Origin of the sequence: Amycolatopsis sp. Poz14 (assembly GCF_006704225.1) — a bacterium.
In the GTDB taxonomy this organism is placed as follows: Bacteria; Actinomycetota; Actinomycetes; order Mycobacteriales; family Pseudonocardiaceae; genus Amycolatopsis; species Amycolatopsis nivea.
Map to the genome: position 1 here is coordinate 4,526,599 of NZ_JACLHD010000001.1, position 26,056 is coordinate 4,552,654.

At 69.5% G+C, this 26,056-nt stretch carries 23 protein-coding genes and 1 pseudogene; 13 read left to right on the forward strand and 11 right to left on the reverse strand.

What is annotated here, in order from left to right:
• Positions 1-129 precede the first annotated feature (129 nt).
• Both FKO37_RS21600 and FKO37_RS21605 read left to right on the forward strand, forming a co-directional pair.
• Positions 130-624: a hypothetical protein gene (locus tag FKO37_RS21600; RefSeq protein ID WP_037810721.1), complete on the forward strand. Its 495-nt coding sequence runs from the start codon at positions 130-132 to the stop codon at positions 622-624.
• Between the two features lie 476 nt (positions 625-1,100).
• Complete coding sequence (locus FKO37_RS21605; protein WP_037810723.1) at positions 1,101-1,901, forward strand: SigB/SigF/SigG family RNA polymerase sigma factor; 801 nt, start codon at positions 1,101-1,103, stop codon at positions 1,899-1,901.
• A gap of 49 nt (positions 1,902-1,950) precedes the next feature.
• On the opposite strand, the gene FKO37_RS21610 is transcribed toward FKO37_RS21605, so the two are convergent.
• Together FKO37_RS21610 and FKO37_RS21615 are read right to left on the reverse strand one after the other, a co-directional pair.
• Entirely contained in the window at positions 1,951-3,285 is a 1,335-nt protein-coding gene (locus tag FKO37_RS21610; RefSeq protein ID WP_238605586.1) for an MFS transporter, read from the reverse strand.
• A 16-nt stretch (positions 3,286-3,301) separates the two neighbouring features.
• The gene (locus FKO37_RS21615; RefSeq protein WP_107050982.1) at positions 3,302-4,567 is read right to left on the reverse strand and encodes a hydroxyacid-oxoacid transhydrogenase; all 1,266 of its coding nucleotides are present in this window, start codon (positions 4,565-4,567) and stop codon (positions 3,302-3,304) included.
• A 129-nt stretch (positions 4,568-4,696) separates the two neighbouring features.
• Here FKO37_RS21615 and FKO37_RS21620 point away from each other — a divergent pair, with 129 nt between their 5' ends.
• Positions 4,697-7,561: an FAD-binding and (Fe-S)-binding domain-containing protein gene (locus FKO37_RS21620; RefSeq protein WP_238605587.1), complete on the forward strand. Its 2,865-nt coding sequence runs from the start codon at positions 4,697-4,699 to the stop codon at positions 7,559-7,561.
• Here FKO37_RS21620 and FKO37_RS21625 read toward each other — a convergent pair.
• Together FKO37_RS21625 and FKO37_RS21630 are read right to left on the reverse strand one after the other, a co-directional pair.
• A complete protein-coding gene (locus FKO37_RS21625) occupies positions 7,548-8,339 on the reverse strand; it encodes an IclR family transcriptional regulator (RefSeq protein WP_238605588.1) in 792 nt (263 codons plus the stop codon). The genes FKO37_RS21620 and FKO37_RS21625 overlap by 14 nt on opposite strands.
• A gap of 64 nt (positions 8,340-8,403) precedes the next feature.
• Positions 8,404-9,340, reverse strand: a pseudogene (locus FKO37_RS21630) (zinc-binding dehydrogenase).
• A gap of 96 nt (positions 9,341-9,436) precedes the next feature.
• Here FKO37_RS21630 and FKO37_RS21635 point away from each other — a divergent pair.
• Positions 9,437-10,027 (forward strand): TetR/AcrR family transcriptional regulator, encoded by a 591-nt coding sequence (locus FKO37_RS21635; RefSeq protein WP_238605589.1) that lies wholly within the window; start codon positions 9,437-9,439, stop codon positions 10,025-10,027.
• A 53-nt stretch (positions 10,028-10,080) separates the two neighbouring features.
• Positions 10,081-10,599: a MarR family winged helix-turn-helix transcriptional regulator gene (locus tag FKO37_RS21640; protein WP_238605590.1), complete on the forward strand. Its 519-nt coding sequence runs from the start codon at positions 10,081-10,083 to the stop codon at positions 10,597-10,599.
• Here FKO37_RS21640 and FKO37_RS21645 read toward each other — a convergent pair.
• Entirely contained in the window at positions 10,548-11,363 is an 816-nt protein-coding gene (locus FKO37_RS21645) for an NAD(P)-dependent oxidoreductase (RefSeq protein WP_238605591.1), read from the reverse strand. The two genes, FKO37_RS21640 and FKO37_RS21645, sit on opposite strands and share 52 nt — an antisense overlap.
• A 47-nt stretch (positions 11,364-11,410) precedes the next feature.
• Positions 11,411-12,424: a DNA topoisomerase IB gene (locus tag FKO37_RS21650; protein WP_238605592.1), complete on the reverse strand. Its 1,014-nt coding sequence runs from the start codon at positions 12,422-12,424 to the stop codon at positions 11,411-11,413.
• A 141-nt stretch (positions 12,425-12,565) separates the two neighbouring features.
• On the opposite strand from FKO37_RS21650, the gene FKO37_RS21655 reads away from it, so the two are divergent.
• The 3 genes from FKO37_RS21655 (at position 12,566) to FKO37_RS21665 (ending at position 15,454) form a co-directional block, all read left to right on the forward strand.
• Positions 12,566-13,000: a DUF4383 domain-containing protein gene (locus FKO37_RS21655; protein ID WP_238605593.1), complete on the forward strand. Its 435-nt coding sequence runs from the start codon at positions 12,566-12,568 to the stop codon at positions 12,998-13,000.
• On the forward strand, positions 13,000-14,487 hold the full coding sequence (locus tag FKO37_RS21660) for an FAD-dependent oxidoreductase (protein WP_238605594.1): 1,488 nt from the start codon (positions 13,000-13,002) through the stop codon (positions 14,485-14,487). Before FKO37_RS21655 ends, FKO37_RS21660 begins: the two co-directional genes overlap by 1 nt.
• 100 nt (positions 14,488-14,587) lie before the next feature.
• Positions 14,588-15,454 carry a manganese catalase family protein gene (locus FKO37_RS21665; protein ID WP_037810738.1) on the forward strand — a complete coding sequence of 289 codons (867 nt, stop codon included), beginning with the start codon at positions 14,588-14,590 and terminating at the stop codon, positions 15,452-15,454.
• Positions 15,455-15,501: 47 nt separating this feature from the next.
• On the opposite strand, the gene FKO37_RS21670 is transcribed toward FKO37_RS21665, so the two are convergent.
• The gene (locus FKO37_RS21670) at positions 15,502-16,245 is read right to left on the reverse strand and encodes an SDR family NAD(P)-dependent oxidoreductase (protein WP_238605595.1); all 744 of its coding nucleotides are present in this window, start codon (positions 16,243-16,245) and stop codon (positions 15,502-15,504) included.
• 175 nt (positions 16,246-16,420) lie between these two features.
• Here FKO37_RS21670 and FKO37_RS21675 point away from each other — a divergent pair, with 175 nt between their 5' ends.
• The gene (locus tag FKO37_RS21675; RefSeq protein WP_238605596.1) at positions 16,421-17,161 is read left to right on the forward strand and encodes an SDR family NAD(P)-dependent oxidoreductase; all 741 of its coding nucleotides are present in this window, start codon (positions 16,421-16,423) and stop codon (positions 17,159-17,161) included.
• Between the two features lie 37 nt (positions 17,162-17,198).
• On the opposite strand, the gene FKO37_RS21680 is transcribed toward FKO37_RS21675, so the two are convergent.
• The 4 genes from FKO37_RS21680 to FKO37_RS21695 form a co-directional block, all read right to left on the reverse strand.
• On the reverse strand, positions 17,199-18,029 hold the full coding sequence (locus FKO37_RS21680; RefSeq protein WP_238605597.1) for an IclR family transcriptional regulator: 831 nt from the start codon (positions 18,027-18,029) through the stop codon (positions 17,199-17,201).
• A 155-nt stretch (positions 18,030-18,184) separates the two neighbouring features.
• The gene (locus FKO37_RS21685) at positions 18,185-18,448 is read right to left on the reverse strand and encodes a ferredoxin (RefSeq protein WP_238605598.1); all 264 of its coding nucleotides are present in this window, start codon (positions 18,446-18,448) and stop codon (positions 18,185-18,187) included.
• Positions 18,445-19,590, reverse strand: coding sequence for a Rieske 2Fe-2S domain-containing protein (locus tag FKO37_RS21690; RefSeq protein ID WP_037810750.1), 1,146 nt, complete (start codon positions 19,588-19,590; stop codon positions 18,445-18,447). Before FKO37_RS21690 ends, FKO37_RS21685 begins: the two co-directional genes overlap by 4 nt.
• Before the next feature lie 89 nt (positions 19,591-19,679).
• Entirely contained in the window at positions 19,680-20,066 is a 387-nt protein-coding gene (locus FKO37_RS21695; protein ID WP_037810752.1) for a nuclear transport factor 2 family protein, read from the reverse strand.
• Between the two features lie 224 nt (positions 20,067-20,290).
• Here FKO37_RS21695 and FKO37_RS21700 point away from each other — a divergent pair, with 224 nt between their 5' ends.
• From FKO37_RS21700 to FKO37_RS47575, 4 genes are all read left to right on the forward strand, one after another.
• The gene (locus tag FKO37_RS21700) at positions 20,291-21,310 is read left to right on the forward strand and encodes a 2Fe-2S iron-sulfur cluster-binding protein (RefSeq protein ID WP_238605599.1); all 1,020 of its coding nucleotides are present in this window, start codon (positions 20,291-20,293) and stop codon (positions 21,308-21,310) included.
• An 81-nt stretch (positions 21,311-21,391) separates the two neighbouring features.
• Positions 21,392-22,576: an acyl-CoA dehydrogenase family protein gene (locus FKO37_RS21705; protein ID WP_134669207.1), complete on the forward strand. Its 1,185-nt coding sequence runs from the start codon at positions 21,392-21,394 to the stop codon at positions 22,574-22,576.
• Between the two features lie 15 nt (positions 22,577-22,591).
• Positions 22,592-23,515, forward strand: coding sequence for a VOC family protein (locus FKO37_RS21710; protein WP_238605600.1), 924 nt, complete (start codon positions 22,592-22,594; stop codon positions 23,513-23,515).
• Positions 23,516-23,543: 28 nt separating this feature from the next.
• Positions 23,544-26,048, forward strand: a complete 2,505-nt coding sequence (locus FKO37_RS47575) for an alpha/beta hydrolase fold domain-containing protein (RefSeq protein ID WP_308196540.1) — start codon at positions 23,544-23,546, stop codon at positions 26,046-26,048.
• Positions 26,049-26,056 lie beyond the last annotated feature (8 nt).

Consider the following 26,056-nt stretch of genomic DNA (forward strand, 5'->3'; position numbering starts at 1 on the left):
TCCCCGCGGCAACGAAAGTCCGGGAGCGGAAGGGGTTCCGCGCCGCGCTCTTGGTACCCCGGCCGGTGAAGGTCCAAACCTCTGCCGGACCGGGTTTCGGCGCGGCCGGATCGGGGAAGATCAGCGGAAATGGGATCACAACTGACCGCGACGTGGGTATCGGCGATCGGGAGCGCGGGCTCGCTGCTGGGGTTCGCCTCGTATGTGTGGATCATGCTGCTCAACCGGAAAGACCAGGCGGAAGTCCGGCAGGAGCAGCAGGCGCAGTCGGTCTCCGCGTGGCTCGACGAGGGCGCCCGGCACGACCGGGACGAGGACTACGTCGTGTGCGCGCACAACAGCGGCGACGCACCGGTGTTCGACTGCTCGCTGGAGATCAGCCGCCCGGACGAGGACGAGCCGCACCGCACCCGGCTCGCGATCATCCCGCCGGGCGCGACCGCCGTCCGCGCGCTGCCGTTCGGCGAGGACGCCATGCCGGTGGACGACCTGTACTCCGCGGCCGCTGTGCCCGGCCTGTCCTTCACCGATTCCCGCGGCGGACACTGGACGCGCGACACCTCGGGCGTGCTCAGCCGCGCCGACCGCCGTTCGGTGCGCGGGCGATGGCGGTCCGGAAGCTGATCCTTCCCGCTGGAGAGCCGTCCGCAATTCGGCGCTCTCGACCCAGGTCCACGGATGGTTGACCGCGATCGAAATCGATTCCGGCGAAGATCTCGTCGTTCTCCGCTATTTCGCCAATGCCAGCATCGTTCCGCAGGTTCGCCGGTTCGTCACCGCATCGCGCGAGGGACGGTCACCGCATCGGGCAGCTCGCCTCGCCGGTCTCGCGTTCCGTCGGCGATCGCGCCACTCTGCCGCGTCGGCGCGATGTGACTTGAGCCCCCATTCGGGTGGCCGCCTGATTGATCTTGCTCTCGGGCGGGTACCACCCGGCCATGACACTCCGGCTGCCTGGCGCCCCGGCGAGCACGCGGAGCCGCCGCCTGCTCGCCTTGCGGCACCGAGCACTGTCCACTAAGGATGATTAGCGTCGGCGACGCGATGCGCTCCATGGCACTACACGAGTCACGTTCCCTTCGGCTGTCAGGAGGATTTACATGACCGCGGCGACCATGACCCGCACCCGGCGCGACGACTACCGCCACTGCGCGGTGCTGTTCGAGGAGATCAGCCGCCTCGCCGAGGACACCGACGAGCACTCCCGGCTGCGCCGCCGCCTCATCGAGGAACACCTCCCGCTGGCCGAGCACATCGCCCGCCGCTTCGCCCGGCGCGGCCAGCCGTCCGAGGACCTCCTGCAGGTCGCGCGGATCGGCCTCATCAACGCCGTCGACCGCTACGACCCGGCGCGGCAGACGGATTTCGTCGCCTTCGCCGTCCCGACGGTGATGGGCGAGGTCCGCCGGTACTTCCGCGACCACACCTGGTCGGTCCGCGTCCCGCGGCGGCTCAAGGAACTCCACGTGACGATCGGCCAGGCCGCCACCGACCTGGGCCAGCGCCTCGGCCGCGCGCCCACCGCGCGCGAACTCGCCGACCATCTCGACCTCGATCTGGACGAGGTCACCGAAGCCCTGCACGCCGGGAACGCGTACCAGGCCGCGTCCATCGACTATCCGGCCCACGACGACAGCGGCTCGATCGCGCTGGCCGACACCCTCGGCGACGAGGATCCGGAAATCGAGAAGCTCGAGGACCGGGAAACGCTCAAGCCGCTGCTGCGGAGCCTGCCGGAACGGGAGCGCGCGATCGTCGTCATGCGGTTCTTCTCGAACATGACGCAGAGCCAGATCGCCGAACGGGTCGGACTGTCGCAGATGCAGGTTTCGCGGTTGCTGGCCCGGACGCTGGGCACGCTGCGGGAGCAGCTCACCGAGGCGGCCGGTCCGGCCTCGTGAGCGGCGGTGCCGGTGAGAAACCGGCACCGCCGCTCACGAGGCTCGCCGCTCAGGTGAACCGGGGAACCTCCTTGACTGGCGCGGAAATCCGCTCGTCGTCCTCGAACAGGTCGCTCTGCCGGATCGCCAGCGTGCAGACCACGCTCACCACCGTCGTCGCGGCGAGGTAGACCAGGATGCCGGTCGTGCCGGTCTTCCCGGCGAGATACGCCAGGATCAGCGGGGTCAGCCCCGAAGCCACGACGCCGGAAAGCTGGTACACCACCGAAATCCCGGTGCATCGCCGCGAAATCGGGAACAGTTCGGCATAGAACGCCGCCTGCGGGCCGTACATCACCGGGTAGCTGATGCCCAGCACCGCGATCAGCGAGAGCGTGATCAGCACCGGATTGCCGCTGTGCAGTGCCGCCAGTGCGGGGATCGCCAGCACGAGCGTCGTCACGGCTCCGGTGGTGAAGGTCCGGCGTCGGCCGAGCCGGTCGGACACCCGGCCGAACACCGGGATGAACACCACCATCACCGCGGCCGCGATCATCACGCCGACCAGCAGCGGCTGCCGGTCCAGCTTCAGCGTTCCGCTGCCGTAGGAGATCACGAAGACCGCCCACGCGTTGAACGCCACGCCCTCGGTGAAGCGGCTGCCCATGCCGAGCAGCAGATGCCGCCGGGAGAGCCGGTCGCGGACCAGTTCGACGGCGGGCACGGTCGCGGTGCCCTCCTCGGCCGCCATCGTGCGGAAGGCCGGGGTTTCCATCACCTTGACCCGGATCAGCAGGCCCGCCACCACCAGCACGGCGGACAGCAGGAAGCCGATTCGCCAGCCCCACAACAGGAACGCCTCGTCGCTGGTGACCGCGTTCAGCAGCGCCAGCACGCCGGTGCCCAGCGTGAGCCCGATGGCCAGCCCGATCTGCGGGAAACTGCCGTAGAGCCCGCGTTTCCCGGCCGGGGCGTACTCGGTGGCCATCAGCACCGCGCCGCCCCATTCGCCGCCGACCGCGACGCCCTGGGCCAGCCGGAGGACGACGAGGATGATCGGGGCGGCCGGGCCGATCATCCGGTAGTCGGGCAGCAGCCCGATGAGACAGGTCGCGGTGCCCATGATGAGCATGGTCGCGACGAGGATCTTCTTGCGCCCGACCCGGTCGCCGAGGTGGCCGAAGACGAATCCGCCGACCGGGCGGGCGAGGAAGCCGAGCGCGAAGGTCGCGAAGGCCAGCACGGTGCCGACCAGGGGATCGGAGCCGGGGAAATACAGTTTGTTGAAGACGAGTCCCGCGGCGGTGCCGTAGAGGAAGAAGTCGTACCACTCGACGGTCGTGCCGAACACGCTCGACGCGACCACCAGGCGGACGTCGGTGCTCTTTTCCGGAGTTGTCGCCATTGATAACTCCCGAGGGTCAGAGCGAACGGCGGAAGATGTCTTCGAGCGCGGCCCGGGTGACCGGACGGGGCACGACAGCCAGCTGACGGGTCTGCTTGAGGGTGCCGTCGACGAGGGTGTCGATGTCCTCGTCGCCGTATCCGAACGCGTGCAGTCCCTTCGGCATCTGGATGTCGGCCATCAGCTCGGCGAGCACGTGGGGGAGCGCGTCGGCGCCGTCGGTGGCGGTGAAGGTCTGGCCGCCGGACAGCAGGTGCGCGGCGTGCAGATGCCGTTCGGGCGCCGAGGGATAGGTCCAGCGGAAGACCTCGGCGGCGGTCGCGGACACGGCCTGGCCATGCGGGACCATCGGCATCTCCGGGTAGCCCTCGGCGCGGTACTGCTTCACCGCACCGGCGATCGGGTACGCGTTCGCGTGCGGCAGGTGCGTGCCGGCGTTGCCGAAACCGGTTCCGGCGTAGGTCGACGCGAGCGCCATCTGGGTGCGCGCGGTCAGGTCGCGTCCATTGAGGACAGCGGCGCGCAAATGCTTGCCCACCAACGTCAGCGCCATCTCGCACCAGACGTCGCTGATCGGGTTGGAGCCGCAGAACGCCGGTCGTTTCATCGGGTCTTCCGGCGCGGGCTTCGCGTCGAACGCGACGCTCGTGTAGCTCTCCAGCGCGTGCGAAAGCACGTCCATGCCGCTGGCCGCGGTGACCGCCGAGGGGAGGCTGATCGTCGTGCGCGGGTCGACGACCGCCAGCGACGGGCGCAGCGACGGGTGGCTCACCCCGGCCTTGAGGTGCAGGCCGAGCAGGTCGACGACGCAGATCGTGGTCGATTCGGACCCGGTGCCCGCGGTGGTCGGGACGGCGATCAGCGGCTTCAGCGGCAGCCACGGGGCCTTGCCCGCGCCGATCGGCGGGGTCACGAAGTCGAGCAGTTCGCCGGGGTGCGTGGTCAGCAGGTTGACGGCCTTGGCGGTGTCGATCGCGGAGCCGCCGCCGATCGCGACGAAGCAGTCCCATTCCTGCTGGCGGGCGTAGGCGACGGCCTCGTCGATGCTCGCGTCGGTCGGTTCGACGCCGACGCCGTCGAAGATCTCGCTTTTCACGCCGGCCGCGCGGATCGAGTCGAGCGCCCGGTCCGGGATGCCGGTGGCGCGGACGCCGGGGTCGGTGAGGATCAGGCACGACCTGGCCTGCCGGGCGGCCACCTCCGCGCCCAGCTCGTCGAGGGCGCCGGCACCGAACTTCAGCGGGGGCGCGGCCCAGGTGAAGACGCTTTCGTTGCGGGGCATGTCGGTCAAGGAGACCACTCCTCACGTCGATGTTGACAACATGTGGAAGCTATATCCACTATGTGGCGAGCCTTCACGGTAGCCCGGCGACCGCGGCGCTGTGAACCCCCGATTTCCCAGGAGACGCCCATGCCGGCCCGAGCCCGTTCGCAATCGGCACTGCAGGAAGCACTCGCGCGGGCGGTGTCCGGCGAGGTCGCCGGCGACCCGGCCACGCTCGCCACCCACTCCACCGACGCGTCGAACTACCGGCACGTCCCGCTGCTCGTGGTGCGGCCGCGCAGCGCGGACGACGTGGTGGAGGCGCTGCGGGTGTGCGCGGACCACGGCGCGCCCGTCCTCCCGCGCGGCGCGGCGACGAGCATCGGCGGGCAGGCCGCGAACCGCGCGGTGATCCTGGATTTCACCCGGCACCTCAACCGCGTGCTGGACCTCGACCCCGTCGCCCGCACGGCGCGCGTCGAACCCGGTCTCGTGCTGGACCGGCTGCGCGAACGGGCCGCCGAGCACGGGCTCACCTTCGGCCCGGACCCGTCGACGCACAGCCGGTGCACGATCGGCGGCATGATCGGCAACAACGCCTGCGGTTCGCATTCGGTGGCCTGGGGCAAGACGGTCGACAACGTCCGCGCGCTGGAAATCGCCCTCCTCGACGGAACCCGCCTCGAGGTCGGTCCCACTTCACCGGCGGAGCTGGAGGAACTCTGCGCCCGCTCGGATTCGGTCGGTGCGCTCTACCGCGGCCTGCGGGACCTGCGCGACGAGTACCTGGCCGACATCCGGCTCGGCTACCCGAAACTGCCGAGGCGCGTGTCCGGGTACAACCTCGAATACCTGTTGCCGGAGAACGGTTTCGACGTCGCCAAGGCCCTTGTCGGCTCCGAGGGCACCTGCGTGACGATGCTGAGCGCGGTCGTCGACCTGGCCCCGATCCCGGCAACGCGTGCCCTCGCCGTGCTGGGTTTCGAGAACAGCATCGCCGCCGCCGACGCGGTCCCGTCGCTGCTCGACCTGCCGGTGCTGACCATGGAAGGCATCGAGGCCGGTTTGGTTGCCGCCCTCGACACCCGGAAACCCGGCGACCGCAGCACCCTGCCGGACGGAACGGCGTGGCTGTACCTGGAAACCGGCGGTGACGACGCGGCGGAGGCGCTGGCCGTCGCCCGCCAGGTCGCCGCGCGTGCCCCGCAGGTCGGCGCTTCGTCGCTGGTCGTGGAGGATCCTGTTGCCCAGCGGAAACTCTGGCGGATCCGGGAAGAAGGCGCCGGTCTCGCGACGCGGCTGGCGGACGGCTCCGAGGCGTGGTCCGGCTGGGAGGACTCCGCGGTCCCGCCAGACCGGCTCGGCGCGTACCTGCGCGAATTCGACCTGCTGCTGGACAAGCACGGCCGGAAAGGCGTGGTCTACGGCCATTTCGGCGACGGTTGTCTGCATGTGCGGATCGATTTCCCGATGGCCGCCCCGGAAGCGAAGGAAGCGTATCGGTCGTTCATGGTCGAGGCCGCGGAACTCGTGGTATCCCACGGCGGCTCGCTGTCCGGCGAACACGGCGACGGCCAAGCGCGGGCCGAACTCCTGCCGCTGATGTTCTCGCCGCGGCTGATGCAGGCGTTCGCCGACTTCAAAGCCGCCTTCGACCCCACGAACGGCATGAACCCCGGCCGCGTCGTCGATCCCGCGCCGCTGGACGCCGATCTGCGCACGGTCATCGCCCCGCCGATCCTGCCGACCCGGGCCCGGCTCGCCCTGCACGCCGACGACGGCGATTTGGCCGCGGCGTCGCGGCGATGCGTGGGCGTGGGCAAATGCGTCTCCGCGTCGGGCGGGATGATGTGCCCGAGCTACCGCGCCACCGGCAAGGAAGAACACTCGACCCGCGGCCGGGCGCGCCTGCTGTTCGAAATGCTGGCCGGAGACGTCATCGAGGACGGCTGGCGCTCACCCGAAGTCCGCGACGCGCTCGACCTCTGCCTCGGCTGCAAGGCGTGCAAATCCGACTGCCCGGTCGGTGTCGACATGGCCTCCTACCGGACCGAATTCCTCAGCCGCCACTACGAGCGCCGGGTCCGCCCGATGTCGCATTACACGATGGGCGCGCTGCCGCGATGGCTCCGGCTGGGCGCCCCGTTCGCCCGCGCGATCAACGCCGTCGCGGGCGGCCCGCTCCGGCCGGTTCTGAACCGCCTGGGCGGGATCGCCGCCGAACGCGCTTTGCCGCAGCTCGCGTCGCCGACGTTCGCTTCGTGGTTCCGCCGCCGGGAGCGGGTGACGTCCTCGTCGAAAGTCGTGCTGTGGCCGGACACCTTCACGAACTTCTTCGACCCCCAGGTCGGCCGGGACGCGGTCGCCGTGCTGGAAGCCCTGGGCCACGAGGTGGTCATCCCGGAGCGGACCGTCTGTTGTGGACTTACCTGGCACAGCACCGGCCAGCTGAGCACGGCGCGCCGGGTGTTGCGGCGGTCGCTGGATGCGCTGGATCCGTGGCTGCAGCAGGGAATTCCGGTGATCGGCCTGGAGCCGAGCTGCACCGCGACCCTCCGGGAGGACGGCTCGGAGCTGCTGCCGGAGGACCCGCGGACGGCCTTGCTGAAGCGCAGTGTCCGGACGTTCGCGGAGCATGTCGGGGAGAGCGAGCTTCCCGCGTTGACGAAGTCCGCGGCTCCGTTGCTCACTCAGGTGCATTGTCACCAGCACGCGGACCTCGGCTACGACGCCGACTCGCAGCTTCTCGGGCGGTTGTCGGAGCATTCGCAAGTGCTGCGCGAGGGTTGTTGCGGGTTGGCGGGGAATTTCGGGTTCCAGCGGGGGCATTACGACGTTTCCGTCGCGGTCGCGGAGCACCAGTTGATGCCTGCTCTGCGCGCGGCGCCGGAAGGGACGGTCGTGCATGCGGACGGGTTCAGCTGCCGGACGCAGATTCGGCAGTTGTCCGAGCATCAGCCTGCGCATCTCGCTTCGCTGACGGCGCGGGCGTTGGGGGTCAGTAGCGAGTGAGCCGGTCCGGCGGCAGGAATGGCGCGATCTCCTTCGCAGCCTCGATCGCAAGGGCGCCGAGCTCGGGAATCCGGTCCTCGGGAAGCCGGACAGTCGGCACCTGAATCACCACTGCCGCCCGGGCCAGACCCCGGTCGTCCAGGACTCCCGCGCCGACGCAGCGCACTCCGGCGACGTTTTCCTCGTTGTCGATGCTGTACCCGCGATCGCGCGTCTCGGTCAGCTCCACGGCGAGGGCGTCGCGGGTGGCGAGGGTGTGCGGCGTCAGCGCGGGCAACTGTTCCGGGAGGCTCGCGAGGTAGGACTCCGCGTCGAGGGAATTGGCGAGCATCGCCTTGCCGGAAGCCGTGGCGTACAACGGGAAACGCGCGCCGGGGTGCTGCTCGAACCGCAGCGGGAGCGTCGACTGCGCGCGCAGCAGCACCACCGATTCGTGGCCCTCGCGGATCGTGATGTTGACCGATTCTCCGGTGTCGGCGTTGATCCGCTGGATGACCGGCAGCGCGAGCTGGAGCCCGTGCACCCGCTGGGCGGCCTGGCCGAGCAGGATCGAGCCGGGGCCGAGGTGGTAGCTGTCGGTGCGGGGGTTGTGCGCGACGAGCCCGTCGGCGCTCAGCGCGCCCACGACCCGGTGCGTCGTTCCCGGCGTGAGGTCCAGTTTGCGGGCGATCGCGGACAGCGTGAGTTCCCCGTCCTCGTCCATGAGGAGCCGCAGGATGCCGAGCGCCCGGCGGATGGCCTGCGTTCCGGCTGGCGGCTGTGCTCCGGTCTGGTTCACCTGGGTTCCGTCGTTCTCGCGCGGTCGGGTGAGGCCAGGTTAACGCGTGCCGCGTCCGGTCCGCTCAGCCGATCTCCAGTACCGCCTTTCCGCGCAACTTCCGGTCGACCAGCGCCTGCACCGCCTCCGCGTACCGGTCCCACGGCCCGCGCCAGCTGATGCCCGGGTCGAGCCGTCCGGCGGCGGTTTCGGCGGCCAGCCAGGTCAGGTCGGCGGAGAAGCCGGCCGCGGGATCGGCCAGCAGGAAGAACGTGCGGATCGACCGGTCGTGCCGCCCCCCCCCCGGTGCCCAAGAAGGCCTCCGGCGGCAGCACCGCGTCCCCTTCGGCTGAGCGGCCCACGTTGATCAGCGTGCCGCCCGCCTCCAACGCGGCGAAGGCGGCCACGAGATTCAGCCCGCCGACGTTGTCCAGCACCGCGAACACCGGCCGGCCGACGTCGGCGACCGACGTGCGCACCTCGGCCGCACCCAGCGCGAGCAGGCCTTTCTCCTGAGCGGGATCCCGGCTGATCGCCACGACCTCCGCCCCGGCGCGGGCGGCGAGCTGCACCGCGTACCGGCCCACTCCGCCGGACGCACCGGTGATCAGCACCCGCCGTCCGAGGACCGGGCCCATCCGGCGCAGCACGTGCAGAGCGCTCAGCGCGGCGACCGGAAGAGTGCTGATCGCGCCCAGGTCAGCGCCATCCGGAACGGTGCCGATCAAGTTCGTCGGCACCGCGCGCAGTTCGGCCCAGCCCGCTGTGCCGAGGGTGACGACCGGCGTCCCGACAGCGGGGCCGGAACCGTCGGCGGCCGCCTGGACGACGACGCCCGCCGCGTCCCAGCCGATCACGGTGCCGTTCGGGGCGGACGGATCGGCGGCGTCCTTGACCTCGCCGAAGTTGAGCGACGCCGCGGCGACCCGGACCAGCGCCTCGCCGGGCGCGGGGACCGGGTCGGCGACCTCGGCGAGGGACAAATGCGCGGGCGCGGTGTGGTCGACAACGAGTGCACGCACGGTCGGGAACCCCCCTGGAAGTCAATGTGCCACAGTGTGGCATTTGCTTCTGTATAGCATATGCGCCCGCGGTGCGTGCTGGGTAAACTGCCGCGGATGACCGACCCCGGACCGCTCACGCTGCGCGAGCGCAAGAAGCAGCGCACCCGCCAAGCGCTGGTGGAAACCGCGATCGCGATCTTCAGCGAACGCGGATTCGACGCCACCCCGCTCGACGCGCTGCTCGACGAGGTCGAGGTGTCGCGCCGGACGTTCTTCCGCAATTTCCGCTCGAAGGAGGACGTCGCGCTCGCCGCGGTCAAGGAGCTCTGGAGCGCCTACCTCGAGGTCCTGGACGAGACCGCCAAGTCCGGCCCGCTCGCCGACGTCTTCCGCGACGCGATGCTCGCGACCCTCGGCCGGATGGACGAGAACTGGTACCAGCGGTTCCCCGCGACGCTCCGGCTGATCGACGAATCCCCGGCGCTGAACGGGCACACCCTGCGGCACTGCGCGGAAACCGAGGCTGAGATCGTGCGCAGGCTCGGGGATTCCAGCCTCGAACTGCGGCTGCTCGTCGAGTTCTGCGTCGCGGCTTGGCGGTGCGCGCTGGACGAATGGCTGCCCGACTGCGCGCCGGGCGAACTCCCCGCGCACGTGCGGCGCGCTTTCGCGGCCATGGACGGCAGTGTGCGGCTGCGGGCGTGACCGGCCCGTATCATCGGATTCGTACGGTCCGCTAATGATGGGCAGGGGAAACGATGTCAGGTCCGCTGGTGCCGGGCGGGATCGGGGAGCACACGAGCTGTCTGCTGGTCAAACTCGGCCAGGTCGTGTTCCGGCTCGCCGAGGACCGGCTGCACGGGCTGGGCCTGCGGGTGCGGCACTACAGCGTCCTCCAGGCGCTGGCCGACAACGGCCCGATGTCGCAGCTGTCGCTGGGCGCGTACCTGCGCATCGACCCGGCGACCATGGTCAGCAGCCTGGACGACCTCGAGACCCTCGGGCTCGCCGCCCGCGCCCGAGACCCCGAAGACCGGCGGCGCTACGTCGTCGACCTCAGCGACGCGGGGCGGAAGACGCTGGGCAAGGCGAACGAGCTGCTGGTCGACCTCGACCAGCACGTGCTCAGCGACCTTCCGCAGCGTTCCCACGATTCGCTGCACAAGCTGCTGGCGAGGATGAACGAGGGCGAGACGCTGCCCGGGGAGTTCGACCGGATGCGGGATCAGGCCGGGTCGACGAAGATGTCCAGTGCCAGTTCGCCTTCGCCGCGCTGATAGCCGGAGAGGTCGGTCACGCCTTCGGCGGCGAGCACTTCGTCGTCGATGAACAGATTCCCCGTGCATTCGCGCGACGGTCGGGTGAGGATCGCGTACGCAGCATCGGCGATGATCTCCGGCGTGCGCGCTTGGCTTGCGCCGCCGATGATGTTGCGCACCGCTGCGGTGTCGATGAGGGTGCGCGGCCACAGTGAATTCGCGGCGATTCCGTCCGCTTTCAGTTCCTCCGCGAGGCCCACGGTGCACAGGCTCATGCCGTACTTGGAGAGCGTGTAGCCCAGGTGCGCGCCGATCCACGCGGGGGAGAGGTTCAGCGGCGGCGAAAGCGTCAGGATGTGCGGATTCGCGGCCTTGCGCAGGTGCGGGATCGCCGCCTTGCTGAGCAGGAACGTGCCTCGCGTGTTGATGTCCTGCATCAGGTCGTAGCGCTTCATCGAGAGCTCTTCGGTGCCGGACCGGTCGAGCGCGCTGGCGTTGTTCACGACGATGTCAATGCCGCCGAACTGCGTCGCCGCCGCTTCGGCCGCGGAGAGCACGTCGTCCTCGGAGCGCACGTCCCCGACGATCGGCAACGCCTGCCCGCCGGCGGTCTCGATCTCCTTCGCGGCGGTGTAGACGGTGCCTTCCAGCTTCGGATGCGGTTCGGCGGTTTTGGCCAGCAGAACGACGTTCGCCCCGTCCCGCGCCGCGCGGGTCGCGATGGCCAGGCCGATGCCGCGGCTGCCGCCGGACATGAGGACGGTCTTTCCGGCTAGAGTCATGAGCGCAACATACCATTAGTGGTACATATGATTGAAGACCCGAATCGTCACGGGGCTCGCCGCAACAGCCGGATGACTGCCTTCTCGATCCGCTTCCGCAGCTCCTCCTCCGCGAGCCCGTCCGCATCGGCCTTCCGCACCGCGCGGTGGATCGTGCTGTGCCGCTCGAATTCCCGCAGCACGCGCGGGTCGACGTACGAGCGCCGGGCGACGGCAGGCGTGTTGCCGAGTTCCTCCGCGACCTCTTTCATCGCCGCGGTCTCGGCCCTCGCCTGGCCGCGCTGGGACGTCGGTGCCTCCCGCGCGGCGAGGGAGACCGCAGCGAGCACCGTCGCGTGCCAGGTCCGCAGGTCCTTCACCGTGAACTCCTCGCCGGCCAGCTCCTTGAACCGCTCGTTGACGTCGCTGGCGTGCAGTTCGTGCCAGCCGTCGTCGGTGCGGTACACGAACAGGCGCGTGGTGCCGGTGCGGCAGCGGCGGAGCGACTTGAGGACGGCGGCGAGTTCGCCGTCGCGCATGCTCAGCGACCGGACCAGGCCGCTTTTGGCGGGATAACAAAAGGTCAGCTCGTCGCCGCTGATTTTCACGTGTTCGCGCAGCAGCGTGGTCGCGCCGTGGGGACCGTTGGTTTCGGCGTACTCCTCGCCACCGCTGCGGAAGACGCCCCGGTCGATCATCCGCAGCGCGGCGGCCGAGACTCGCCGACGGTCGAGGTGGCGCCGGCGCAGATCCTCCTGGATGGCGGCGCGGACGTTCGGCAGTTCCGCGGCCAGGGTGAGCACCCGGTCGTGCTTCTTCTCCTCGCGCGCTCGACGCCATTCGGGGTGGTAGAGGTACTGGCGACGGCCCGCGTTGTCAGTTCCGACCGCCTGGATGTGCCCGGTCGGATGGGGGCAGATCCACACCCGCCGCCACGCGGGCGGGATCACGAGATCGTGGATGCGGTCGAGCACCTCGGAGTCGGTCACCGGGGAGCCATCCGGCGCGAGGTACCGGAAGCCGCGGCCGCGTCGCTGCCGCTTAATGCCTGGCGAGGACAGCTCGCTCCGCCGTAACCGCATGCTCGCGGTTGCCCGCGGCGGCGGGCTTCAAACCGGATTCCGGACGCGCGACCGGCAGCCGAGGTTTGCCCGGTCCCGCACCGGTTATCCGGATATCTCCGCGCCGGACCCGGTGCGGGGGATTCAGGGAGGGCTCCGGTCATGAGTACTGCCGTCGTGCGGCGCACGCCGCGCCAGCTCGTCGCCGCCGGTGTGGGGGCGGTGTTCCTGCTCGTGGGCATCCTCGGGTTCATCCCGGGCGTCACCACGCATTACGACCAGCTCGCCGGTGCCGGGCACCATTCGGGCGCGCTGCTGCTCGGGCTGTTCAGCGTGTCGATCCTGCACAACGTCGTGCACCTGGCCTTCGGCGTCGCGGGGCTCGCGCTGGCCCGCACGCCGGCCGGGGCGAAGAACTTCCTCGTCGTCGGCGGGGTGGTCTACCTGGCGCTGTGGGTGTACGGGCTGGTGATCGACCACGGCAGTTCAGCGAACTTCATCCCGGTCAACACCGCCGACAACTGGCTGCACCTCGGCCTGGCGGTGGCGATGATCGTGCTCGGCGTCCTCCCGATGGGCACCCGGAGGAGCCTCTGATGACCACCACCGCAGATCAGTCCTTGTGGCTCGCGACCGCGTCGGCGACCGGCCGGTCGTCCTTGCGCGGGCGGGAACGCGCCGAGGGCGCCGTCATCGGCGGCGGCATCGCCGGGATGACCACCGCGTTGTTGCTCGCCCGGCGAGGCGTGCACGTGGCCGTCCTCGAATCGGGGCGCATCGCGGAGGGGGCCAGCGGCAACAACACCGCGAAGGTCACCGCGTTGCAGTCCACTGTGTACTCGACGCTCCTCGGCGAGCACGACGCGGCCACCGCGACGGCCTACGCCGAGGCGGCGCTGGCCGGGGTCGAACTGGTCGCGGAGCTGGCCGAACCCATTGACTGCGGCCTGCGGAGGCTGCCTGCCGCGACGTTCGCGATGGACGCCGACGAGGTGGACACCGTGCGAGCGGAGTATGAGGCCGCGACGCAGGCGGGTCTTCCGGTCGAATGGACGACCACGCTCGATCTGCCGGTCCCGGTGCGCGGTGCGGTGCGGCTGCTCGGGCAACTCGCGCTCCATCCGGCCGACTACGTGCGCGGGCTCGCCGATGCGGTCGAGGCCGAGGGCGGTCGCGTCTTCGAGAACAGTCGCGTCCGGCAGGTCAGCGCGGCGCCGCCGTACCGCATCACGACCGAGGACGGTGCGCTCGACGCCGAAAACGTGGTCGTCGCAACGCATTACCCGATCCTCGACCGCGGGCTGTTCTTCCCCCGGCTGGAGGTCCAACGGTCGTATTGCGTCGCCGCGACCCTGAAATCCGGCAAGCCGCCGCAGGAGCTGGCGATCAGCGCCGGGAGTCCATTGTGGTCTTTCGCCTCCTATGAAGACCGGCTGATCCTCGGCGGGCAAGGACATCCGGCGGGCGACCCGGTCGACTTCGCGCGGTACACCGAGCTGGGCGAATTCGCTGCGCGCCACTTCGACGTCGACGAGGTCACGCACCGGTGGTCCGCGCAGGACCCGAAGGCCTACGACAGCATTCCGATCGCCGGGCCGTACTTCCCGGGCGCACGGAAGCTGTGGGTCGAGACCGGATTCGGAAAATGGGGCCTGGCGATGGGGACCGCGGCGGCGACCGTGGTGGCCGACGGGATCACCGGATCGGCCAATCCGCATCGGGACCTCTTTTCCCCGCAACGGATTTCGCTGAAGTCGGCATCGAAGCTGATGCAGCAGAACGCGAAGGTGGCGAAGGACTTCGTCGGCGACCGGCTCGCGCAAGCCGACGCGAAAAGCACCGACGACATCGCCGTGGACCAGGCGAAAGTGCTGGCGGACGGACACGGTCGCAAAGGCGTTTACCGCGACCGGGAAGGAACATTGCACGCGGTTTCCATGCGCTGCACGCATCTCGGCTGCTTCGTGCGGTTCAACGCCGCCGAGCGCAGCTGGGACTGTCCGTGCCACGGTTCGCGATTCGACGTCGACGGCACCGTTCTCGAAGGGCCCGCCACCGCGCCGTTGCCTCGCCGAACTCCCTGAAAAGACCCCGGAATGCCGGGTGTAGGACGGAAGATCGCGGGCATTCCTGCCGGACTCGCCGGGCACGCCGCCCGGCTCGAATCCCCGGGAGAGGACGCTGATGTTCCGACACACCAAGCTGCTGCAGTTCGAGGCGAAGCCCGAGAAGCCGGATCCGGTGTACGCGCACAAGCTCCAGGAGCTGATCGGCGGCGCGTACGGCGAGATGACGGTGACCATGCAGTACCTGTTCCAGGGCTGGAACTGCCGCATCGAGGGCAAGTACAAGGACCTGATCATGGACACCGCGACCGAGGAGATCGGGCACGTCGAAATGCTCGCCACGATGGTCGCGCGGCTGCTGGAGGGCGCGCCGGCCACCGCGACCGCGGAAGCGGTGAAGGACCCGGTGATGGCGGCGGTGATCGGCGGGATGGACCCGCAGCAGGCGATCGTGGCCGGCGGCGGCGCGCTGCCCGCCGATTCGAACGGCACGCCGTGGAACGGCAAGTACATCGTCGCCTCCGGCAATCTTCTCGCCGACTTCCGCGCCAACGCGGCGGCCGAGGCGCAGGGCAGGCTGCAGACCGCGCGGCTGTACCGGATGACCGACGACCCCGGCGTGAAGGCGATGCTGCAGTTCAACCTCGCGCGCGACACCGTGCACCAGAAGCAATGGCTGGCCGCGATCGAGGAACTCAAGGCCGACGGCCTGGAAAGCGACATCGCGCCGACCGCGTTGTTCGACGAGGAAAACCAGGATCACAACAACACGGTGTGGCATCTGTCCGACGGCCCGGACGGCGCGAAGGCGGGCTGGAGCTTCGGCGGGGAAGGCATCGAGTACCTCACCGACCCGAAACCGCTCGGCGGCCCCGGCACGGCGCCGAAGCCGGACCCCGCGCTGTACGGGACGTACTCGCCGACGCAGAACGCGGTGGGTTCGCTGAAGGGGAAGGCCAAAGAGGCGAAGAACAAGGCTAAGTGACAGGTGCGCAGGGACCCCGGGCCGGTGGCGTCCGGGGTTCTTGCCTTTCAGACGCCGTATCCGCCGTCGACGTCGAGCTTCTGGCCGCTGATGAACCCGGCGCGGTCCGACGCCAGGAAGCACACCGCTTCGGCGATGTCCTGCGCGGTGCCGAAGGCGCGCAACGGGATGGCGCGCCGGGCCGCTTCGAGCGCACGGTCGTCGAGGTCTCCGTTGGCCATGAGGTCCGCGGCCATCCCGTCCGTCAGCATTCCGGGCCCGACGCAATTGACCCGGACGCCGAACCGGCCTTCCTCGGCCGCGAGTGCCCGGGCGGTCGCTTCCACCGCGCCCTTGGGTCCGGCGGAAAGACCGTCGCGGACTGGGTAACGCTTGGTCGCGGCTGTGGTGACCGCGACGATCGAACCTTTGCTGGCACGCAGGGCGGGCAATGCCGGATGGACGAGGTTGAAGAACGCGGCGGCTTCCGCGGTGAGATGCCTGCCGAAATCGGCAGGGTCTACTGTGGACAGATGCTGCTGCGGCACGAGCGGTCCGGCGGCGTGGACGAGGGTGTGGATCGCTCCGAAACGCTCGATGTACGCCTTGGTCTGCCGGGCATCGGTGAGGTCCAGGGGATCCGCGGTCGCTTCGAGTTCGGTGGCTAGCCGCTTGGCTGCTTCGTGATCGCTGCGATAGGTGAAGGCGACCGCGGAGCCGCGCGCGGCGAGGGTCCGGCAGATCGCGGAGCCCAGCCCTCCGGTGCCGCCGGTCACGACCGCGACGCCCGGCTTGCCGTGGAAATCCTTCAAGGGCAGCCTTCTTCCGTCAGCGCAAAGCAAGCGCTTGGTAAGAGCTTACGGTCCCGCGCGGTGCCGGTCAAACGGCGAAATCAGGTGTCCGCTGAGCCGACGCATGCCCTCCGCGGCCGCTTCCGGCGAAGGTACCTTCGCGCGACTGAGTGCTCCGAGCCGAAGGAAGTGGAACGTGCCCGATCAACTCGTCGACCTGCGGGACAAAGTCGTGTTCGTCACCGGTGCCGCGCAAGGCCAGGGTGCCGAGCACGCCCGGACCACCGCGCGGCTGGGCGCCCGCGTCGTCCTGGCGGACCTGGACGAAAGCGCCGTCGCCGCGGTCGCGGACGGAATCGACGGCGAGACGCTCGCCGTCGGATTGGACGTGCGCAGCAAGGAAAACTGGGCCGCTGCGATGGAACGCACCCGCGCCGAATTCGGCCGGGTCGATGTCCTCGTCAACAATGCCGGTTTCTACCGCAAGGCCCCGTTGGAGAGCTTCGAGGAGGACCACCTGACGCATACCTTGGGGGTCAATTTGATCGGCCCGGTCCTCGGGATGCAGGCCGTGCTGCCGTTGATGCGCGAACGCGGCGGTTCGATCGTCAACGTCGCCTCGACCGCGGCGCTGACCGGTTTCGCGGGCGGTCTGGGATACGGCGCGTCGAAATGGGGGCTGCGCGGCGCGAGCAAATCCGCGGCGAAGGAACTCGGCGAGTTCGGCATCCGGGTCAACTGCGTCTGCCCCGGCGCGATCGACACGCAGATGATCTCCGAAACGACCCGCGCGGGCGGCGGCGCGGTGGCGGGGCAGCCGATCCGCCGTCCCGGCACGACGGGTGAGGTGGCGGCGTTGGTGGCGTTTCTGGCCAGTGATGCGAGCAGTTACTGCACGGGGCAGGATTTCGTGATCGACGGCGGTCAAACTGCCTGACGCACCGGCTCGGTCGGCCCTCCCCGGCGAGGGCCGATCAGCCGGAAGCGGACCCGCCGTTGGCCAGCTGCAACTCGACCCCCGCAGTCGGCAAGTCCGGCACCGCCCGCGGCCGCAGCGTGGGCACGCCGTTGGCGACCCGCCATACCGTCGCCGCGGCATTGCGCACCTCGGTGATCGTGGCGACCAGATCGAGCGCTCGCGTCGGCCCGCACACCGACAGCGCGAAGTGCCCGTCGTCGTCCATGGTCGTGATGGGCGCGGCCACCACGGTCACGCCGTGATGGGTGCCCTGCGCGTCCACGGCCACGCCGCCGCGGTCGCGGACCCGGGCGAGGTCGCGCATGAGCTGGCTGCGGGTCTGGATGGAGTACTGGGTCGGCGCGTAGCCGAAATGCAGCTCGGGCCAGTGGTCGGGGGAGAGGGTGGCGAGCAGCGCCCGGCCCGGGGCGGTGAGCGTGACCGGCTGCCGGGCGCCCGCGCTCCACTGCCCGGAGGCGGACGGCCACGAGCCGATCCGTTCGAGGTGCATGATCTCCGCGCCGACCAGCATGCTGAGGTACACCGTCAGCCCGCTGCGGCGATGCAGCTCAGCCATCACCGCGACGGCGGCGCGGGGGACAGTGCGCCGGCGGGTGAACTGCGAGCCGAGTTCGAACATGCGCACCCCGAGCGTGTAGGTGAACTCCTTGCGCTCCACCCAGCCGAGCTCGACCAGCCGCTGCAGGATCCGGTGCGCCGAAGACCGCGGCACGTGCGAGCGGCGGGCGAGTTCGGCCAGAGTCAGCGGCCGTTCGCCCACGAAGGACTCCAGCAGCGACGCGACGCGGTCGATCATCGCCGCGGGGGCTTCCTCGATGTGCGCCATTGCAACACCACCTCCAGACTGCGTATGTCAGATTGAGACTACCTGTCAGAATCTGACACCTTGGAGTGTAGGCACACCGGAGCTCGGCTGTAAACCGCCTCCGGACAGCAAGATGCGCCGTGCCCGAGGAATCCGGACACGGCGCATCTGTGCGGTCATACGGTCTGGACGATCCGCAGCCGCCCGGCGGCGACCTCGGCGTCGAGGGACTCCTTGAGCCGCGAACACCCCGCCAGTGCGGGACCCGGCATCGGCGACGTGCCGAGTTCCGCGCAAGCCTCGATCGCGGCGGCGTTCCATTGCAGGCTCGTCTGGTGCACCGTGCTCTTGCGCACCAGCAGCCGCGCCTCGCAGTGTTGGCAGTGCAGCGGCTGCATCGGCATGTCGTCGAGCCGGTTGTCGGTCCTCGGTTCGCTCACGGCGCGGTCTCCGTCGGCTTGGCCTGGCGGGCGATGTTGGCGGCCACCTCGTCGTGCCACGCCTGGGTCGGCCGGGTGAGGTCGAGTTCGTACTCGAAGCGGTCGACCATCTCCGGGCGGATGTCGGCGACGTCGACGTAGAACTGCTCGTACCAGCGGCGCAGCTGGTACACCGGCCCGTCCTCCTCGCACAGCAGCGGGTTGTCGATCCGGGCCTTGTTCTTCCAGATCTCGACGTCCTGCTCGAAGCCGACCTTGATGTAGTCGCCGAGCGCGATCGCCGAGCGCATCGCGGCGTCCTCGGGCAGCGTGGCCGATTTCTTGACGATGATCCCGTACTGCAGCACGAACGAATCCGCCGTGATCGGGTAGTGGCAGTTCAGCAGAACCGTGTGGTGGTCGCCGAATTCGTAGTGATAAGTCAGGTCGTCGATCATGAACGACGGGCCGTAATACGACGCGACGGAGGTGCTGCCGAGCATTTTCGGCTGTCCTTCGGGCGCGGGGTAGTCGTCGCGGGAGTCTCCGTTCATGTACTGGGTCGCGACGTGGCCCTCGAAGACGTTCTTGAAGTACGTCGGCAGCGATCCGTGCACGTAAAAGAAATGCGCCATGTCGACGACGTTGTCGATGATCTCGCGGCAGTTGGTGTTGACGACGGTCGTGTACCAGTGCCAGTCGGTCCACTCGTCGCTTTCCGCGCCCTCGATGCGGGGGATGGCGACCTCGTCGGTCGGCTTCGTGCCTTCCGGGTCGTTCCAGACGAACAGCAGACCGTCCTGCTCCAAGGTCGTCCACGCCTGCGTGCGCGCGAGCATCGGGACCCGTTTGCTGTACGGGATCTGCTTGCACCGGCCGTCGCCGCCCCAGCGCCAGTCGTGGAACGGGCAGGCGATCTCGTCGCCCTTGACCTCGCCCTGGGACAGGTCGCCGCCGAGGTGCCGGCAATAGGAATCGAGGATATTGATCTTTCCGTTCGCCCCGCGGAACACCACGAGTTTCGTGCCGAAGGCGTGCACGGTATGCGGTTTCCCGTCGGCGAAATCGCGGACGAGACCGAGGCAATGCCAGCCGCGGGCGAAGCGGGCGGGGGCGGAATCCGCTTCGATCCGGCGGATCTCGTCCTGGTGCAGAGAAGTCATCGCGCTCTCCTGGAAAGGGTTGGTGGGGAGCTGTCGGTCCGGTGCGTTCCGGTTCTAACAAGCGCCGGGGCCATGAACCCGGTCACAGTTCACTGACTGGAACGCCGCTGGTGCACTACGTCGGCCGGGCTCCAGATCGCGCGCATGCTCGTGATCCGGCCGCGCTCGTCGAACGTCATGACGTCGATCGGCTCGATCGCGCTCACGAACTCCTCGGTCGTGGTGATCACGCGCAGGTGGAAGGCGGCCGTGTCGCCGGCGGCCCGGACGGTCAGCAGCTCGGCGGTGAGGGCGAGGCCTTCGAGTTCGCTGTAGAACGCGGCGATGGCTTCCCTGCCTTTGCGGACGGCGCTGCCCGCGGGGTCCTCGACGGTGGCGTCCTCGGCGTAAAGGGCGGCGATCCGCGCCGGGTCGCCTGCTTCGAGCCTGCGCGCGTACTCCGCGACGGTGCGGGTGATCTTGTCGGTGGTCAGCATGCGGGGGATGCAAGCACACCCGGGGCCGGGAGCGAGCCCGAGCAACCGCTTGGTGGGAAGCTGTGCCGCATTATGTCGCTGACCTGGGCGGAAGCGCCTGCCGCACAAGATCTTTCGCGACTCGTCTCCCAGTCAGCGAAACGACCGCGATCCGGCGGGCGGGCGCGGCCGTACCGTGCGCAGGCCCCGTCCGGCGGGGCGAGGGACGACGACCAGGAGGGTGGATGTCCGCCGAAACGAGTACCGGCCGCGGGAAACGGGTCCGGGTGACCGCCGTCGTGGAGGAGACCGCCGACGCGCGCTCGTTCGTCGTGGAGCCGGCCGGCGACCCCGCGTTCGGCTACCGCGCCGGGCAGTTCCTGACCGTGCGGGTCCCGGACGCCGGAACGGGTTCCGCCCGCTGCTACTCGCTGTCGAGTTCGCCGCACTGCGACGAGGCGATGAAGTTCACCGTCAAACGGGTGCGGGGCGGGCACGGGTCCAACTGGCTGTGCGACACCGTCACCGCGGGCGCTGAGCTGGACGTGCTCCCGCCGGCGGGGACCTTCACGCCCGCCTCGCTGGACCAGTCCGTGGTGCTGCTCGCGGGCGGCAGCGGGATCACTCCGGTGATCGCCATCGCGAAGTCGATCCTGTTCGGAGGCAGCGGGGAAGTCGTGCTGCTCTACGCGAACCGCGACGAAGCGTCGGTGATCTTCGCTGCCGAACTGGCCGCCCTCGAGAGCAAGTTTCCCGATCGCTTCACGGTGATACACCTGCTGGAATCACTGCAGGGCTACCCCAGCCGGAACCTGCTGACCGTCTTGCTGCGTCCGTTCGCCGACCGCGACCTCTACCTCTGCGGCCCGGAGCCGCTCATGGACGTGGCCGCGGAGGTCGCCGCGAGCGTCGGAATGGCCGGGGTGCACTCGGAACGGTTTCTTTCCCTGCAGCAAGATCCGTTCGCATCAGCGGAATCCGGGACCGGCGAGGTCGCGTGCACCGTGCGGGTCTCGCTCGACGGCGAGGACCACGTCGTCCCGTGGAAAGCCGGGGCGAAACTCCTCGACGCGCTGCTGGCCGCGGGCGTCGACGCGCCGTACTCGTGCCGTGAAGGCGCCTGCAGTGCGTGCGTGTGCTCGCTGACGGAAGGCAAGGTGAACTTGGCGCGCAACGAGATTCTCACCGAGGACGATCTCGCCGAGGGTTACGTCCTGGCGTGCCAGGCCGAACCGGTCAGCGACGAGATCGCGATCGAGTACTGAAACCGCTGTTCCACTCATCAGGAGACCGGGCCCGATCCGGTTTCCCGGTTGGCAAGCTCGACCCACACACAAGGAGCCGTCATGCCGCATGCAGCAATCGACAACATCGAGGCGATCGCCGAGGAACTCCGGGCCGGCGCCGACGAAGGCGAGTCGCTCGGCCGGTTGCCGGACGACATGGCGAAGCGGCTCAAGCAAGCGGGCATCATCCGCTTGCTGCAGCGCAAGAAGTACAACGGTTACGAGGCGCACCCGCGCGAGTTCGCCGAAACCGTCATGAAGACCGCGAGCATCTACGGGTCGGCCGGCTGGGTGGGCGGCATCGTCGGCGTGCACCCGTGGCAGCTCGCCTTCGCCGATCCGAAGGTGCAGGAAGAGATCCTGGGCGAGGACACCGACACCTGGCAGGCGTCGCCGTACATGCCCGCCGGGGTCGCGGTTCCGGCAGACGGCGGCTTCGTGCTGAACGGCCGCTGGCAGTTCTCGTCGGGCACCGACCACTGCGACTGGATCTTCCTCGGCGCGCTGCTCGGCGGCAAGGACGGCCAGCCGCTGATGCCGCCGCACAGCATGCACGTGATCCTGCCGCGTTCGGACTACGAGATCATCGACGGTTCCTGGGACGTCGTCGGCCTGCGCGGCACCGGCAGCAAGGACATCGTGGTCAAGGACGCGTTCGTGCCGGCGTACCGGGTGATGGACGCGGACAAGGTCATCGACGGCTCCGCGGCGAGGGAGTACGGCGTCACCGAGACGCTGTACAAGATGCCGTGGTCGACGATCTTCCCGCTCGGCATCACCTCGGCGACCATCGGCATCTGCGAGGGCGTGCTGGCCGCCGGGATCGACTACCAGCGCAACCGCGTCGGCGCGACCGGCACCCTCGTCAAGGACGACCCGTACGTGCTGCACGCGCTCAGCGATTCGGCCTCGGAGATCGACGCCGCGCGCCAGCAGCTGCTGTCCAATGTGGACCGCGTGTGGGACAAGGTCGACCGCGGCGAGGAGATCGACTTCGCCACGCGTGCCCGGATCCGCCGGGACCAGGCCCGCGCGGCGTGGCGGGCGGTGCGCGCCGCGGACGAGATCTTCGACCGCGCCGGCGGCAACGCGTTGCGGATGGACAACCCGTTGCAGCGCTTCTGGCGCGACGCGCACGCCGGTCTGCACCATGCCATCCACGTCACGAGCACCACTTACCACGCCGCCGCGCTGGCGTCGCTGAACGTCGAAGTCCCGCAGGGCCCGCTGCGCGTGATGATCTGAGAAAGGACACCCACGATGAGCGAAATCAAGGGACTCGGCTACGTCCGGGTCATCGCCACCGACCTCGAACGCTGGCGCGAACTCGGCTTCGACGTGCTCGGTTTCGCGCCGGGCTTCGGCGACGAAAAGGACGCGCTGCACTTCCGGATGGACGAGCGGCCGTCCCGGATCACCGTCGAGCACGGCGACGCCGACCGCGTGACGGCGGTCGGCTGGGAGGTGCGGGACGCCCCGGCGTTGCGCCGGCTCCGCGAGACCCTCGAAAAGGCCGGGGTGGACTGCACGCCGATGTCGCAGGAACTCGCGGACCGGCGCAAGGTCGAGGCCGGGTTCGCCGCCAAGGACCCGGGCGGGACGCCGCTCGAGTTCTTCCACGGGCCGGTCCTCGAACACAGCCCGGTGCTCACCAAGTACGCCCACAAGTTCGTCACCGGCGCGCAGGGCCTCGGGCACGTGGTCATGCCGACCACCAGCTTCGACGAGTCCTTCGAGTTCTACACCGAAACGCTCGGCTTCCTGTCCCGCGGCGCGTTCCGGATGCCCGGCCCGCCGGAAGCCGGCCCGCTGCGGATCCGGTTCCTCGGGATCAACCGGCGCCACCACAGCCTGGCGATCATGCCGAGCCTGGAGGGTCGCGACCCGGGCCTGATCCACGTCATGGTCGAGGTCGATTCGCTCGACGCGGTCGGCCGCGCCTACGACCAGGTCCTGGCGCGCGATTTCCCGGTGTCCTCGACGCTGGGGCGGCACACCAACGACAAGATGATCTCGTTCTACGTGCGCGTCCCCGGCGGCTGGGACATCGAATACGGCTACGGCGGCCAGCTCGTCGACGAAAGCTATTACACCGCCGAGGAAATCACCGCGGACAGCTACTGGGGCCACGAATGGCTCTGGATGAAGGAAATGAAGGAAGCCGCCGCGCGCGGAGAAGCCTGAGCCGACTGCCGCACCTAGGGGAACCAACGTGGAAAACTGTTTCGACGCAGTCGTCGTCGGGGCCGGGATCGCCGGTCTCTACGCGGTGCACAAACTCCGCGCGCGCGGCATGCGGGTGCGGGGCTTCGAGAGCGCGGCCGGGGTGGGCGGCACCTGGTACCACAACCGGTACCCCGGTGCGCGGTGCGACGTCGAAAGCATCGACTATTCCTACTCGTTCGACGAAGAACTGCAGCAGGACTGGACGTGGAGCGAGCGGTTCGCGACCCAGGAAGAGATCCTGCGGTATCTCGACCACGTCGCGGACCGGCACGACCTGCGTCCCGCGTACGAGTTCTCCACCCGGGTGACGGCGGCGGAGTACGACGAGCGGTCCGGGCGGTGGACGGTCAGCACCGACACCGCCCGGACCGTCAGCGCGCGGTTCCTCGTGCTGGCCACCGGTGTCCTGTCCGCGACGAACCTGCCGGAGATTCCCGGACGGGACAGTTTCGCGGGCGAGCTGTACCACACCGGTGCCTGGCCGCGGCACGCCGTGGACTTCGCGGGCAAGCGGGTCGGCGTGATCGGGACCGGGTCGTCCGGGATCCAGGCGATTCCGGTCGTCGCCGAAACCGCCGCGCGGGTCACGGTTTTCCAGCGCAGCCCCAACTATTCGATTCCCGCGCGGAACCACCCGCTCACCCCGGAGTACATCGCGGAAATCAAAGCCGGCTATCCCGAACGGCGGCGGCTGTCGCGGATCAGCGGCGGCGGCACGCCGAACAGCCCGCACCCGCGCGGCGCGCTCGAGGTCGATGCCGCCGAACGGACCCGGATCTACGACCAGTGGTGGGAACGCGGGGGATACTTGTTCGCCAAGGCTTTTCCCGACCAGACCACGAATCTCGCCGCCAACGACACCGCCCGCGAGTACGTCGAGGCGAAGATCCGCGAACTCGTGCACGATCCGGAGATCGCCGAGCAGCTCATCCCGGACGACCATCCGATCGGCACGAAACGCATCGTCACCGACAGCGGCTATTTCGAGGCGTACAACCGGGACAACGTCAAGCTGGTCAACCTGCGGCGCACGCCGATCAGCGAGATCACGCCGGACGGAGTACGCACGTCGGACGCTCTCCACGAACTCGACCTGCTGATCTTCGCCACCGGCTTCGACGCCATGACGGGTGCGCTGTCCCGGATCGACATCCGCGGCCGGAACGGGCGCACGCTGCGCGACGCGTGGTCGGCGGGCCCGCGCACCTATCTCGGGCTGACGGTCGCCGGATTCCCCAACATGTTCGTCGTTTCCGGGCCCGGCAGCCCGAGCGTCCTGGCGAACATGGTGCTGACCGCGGAACAGCACGTGGACTGGATCGCGTCCTGTGTGGACTATCTCGACGAAAACCGGGTGTCGACCATCGAGGCGACCGAAGAAGCTGTCGCGCACTGGGTGGCCGAGTGCAACGCCAACGCGGCGGCGACGTTGTTCCCGGCCGCCAACTCCTGGTACCTCGGCGCGAACATCCCCGGCAAGCCCCGGGTGTTCATGCCCTACATCGGCGGGCTCGGCAAGTACCGCTCGATCTGCGACGACGTCGCGGCCGCCGGGTACCGCGGGTTCGTGCTGGACGATCCCGCGGGCGCCGAGGTGAAGGCGATGCTGGCCGGGCTGGCCGATTTCCCGGACGTGACCCAGCACGAGCCCGCCGAACTGCGGGCGATCATCCGGTCCCGCCGGGCGCCGCTGACGCACCAGCCCGCGATGCGGATCGCGGAGGACCGCGTAATCGAAGGCCCCGGCGGAGACCTGCCGCTGCGGATCTACGCGCCAGAGCACGATGGGCCGCTTCCGGTGGTTGTGTTCGCGCACGGCGGCGGATTCGTGTTCTGCGACCTCGACAGCCACGACGAGTTCTGCCGCTCGATGGCCGCCGCGGTGGGTGCGGTCGTGATCGCGGTCGACTACCGGCTGGCCCCGGAACATCCCGGGCCCGCGGCGATGGAGGACATGTACGCGGCCCTGGTCTGGGCTGCTCAACACGCCGCTGAGTACGGGGGAGACCCGGCCCGGATCGGCGTGGCCGGCGACAGCGCCGGGGGCAACCTGGCCGCCACGGTCTCCCTCGCTGCCCGCGACCGCGGCGGCCCGCGCATCGCCGGGCAAGTCCTGCTGTACCCGGTGATCGACGACGATTTCACCACCGAGTCCTATCAGCGGTACGGCGAGGGCTACTACAACACCGAGCGCGCCATGCGGTGGTACTGGGCGCAATACGCGCCGGACGGAACCGACAGCCCCTACCTGGTGCCCACCCGGGCGGAGTCGCTGGCAGACCTTCCGCCCGCCGTGGTCGCGACCGCCGAACTGGACCCGCTCTGCACCTCCGGCGACGACTACGCGCAGCGCCTGCGGGAGGCCGGGACAGCGGTCACCGCGCACCGGTTCGAGGGCCTGTTCCACGGTTTCCTGACGATCCCGGCGCTGTCCCTGACCGAACCCGCGCGCGAGAAGCTCTGGCAGATGATGCGGGACCTCCTGGCCTAGGAAGGACT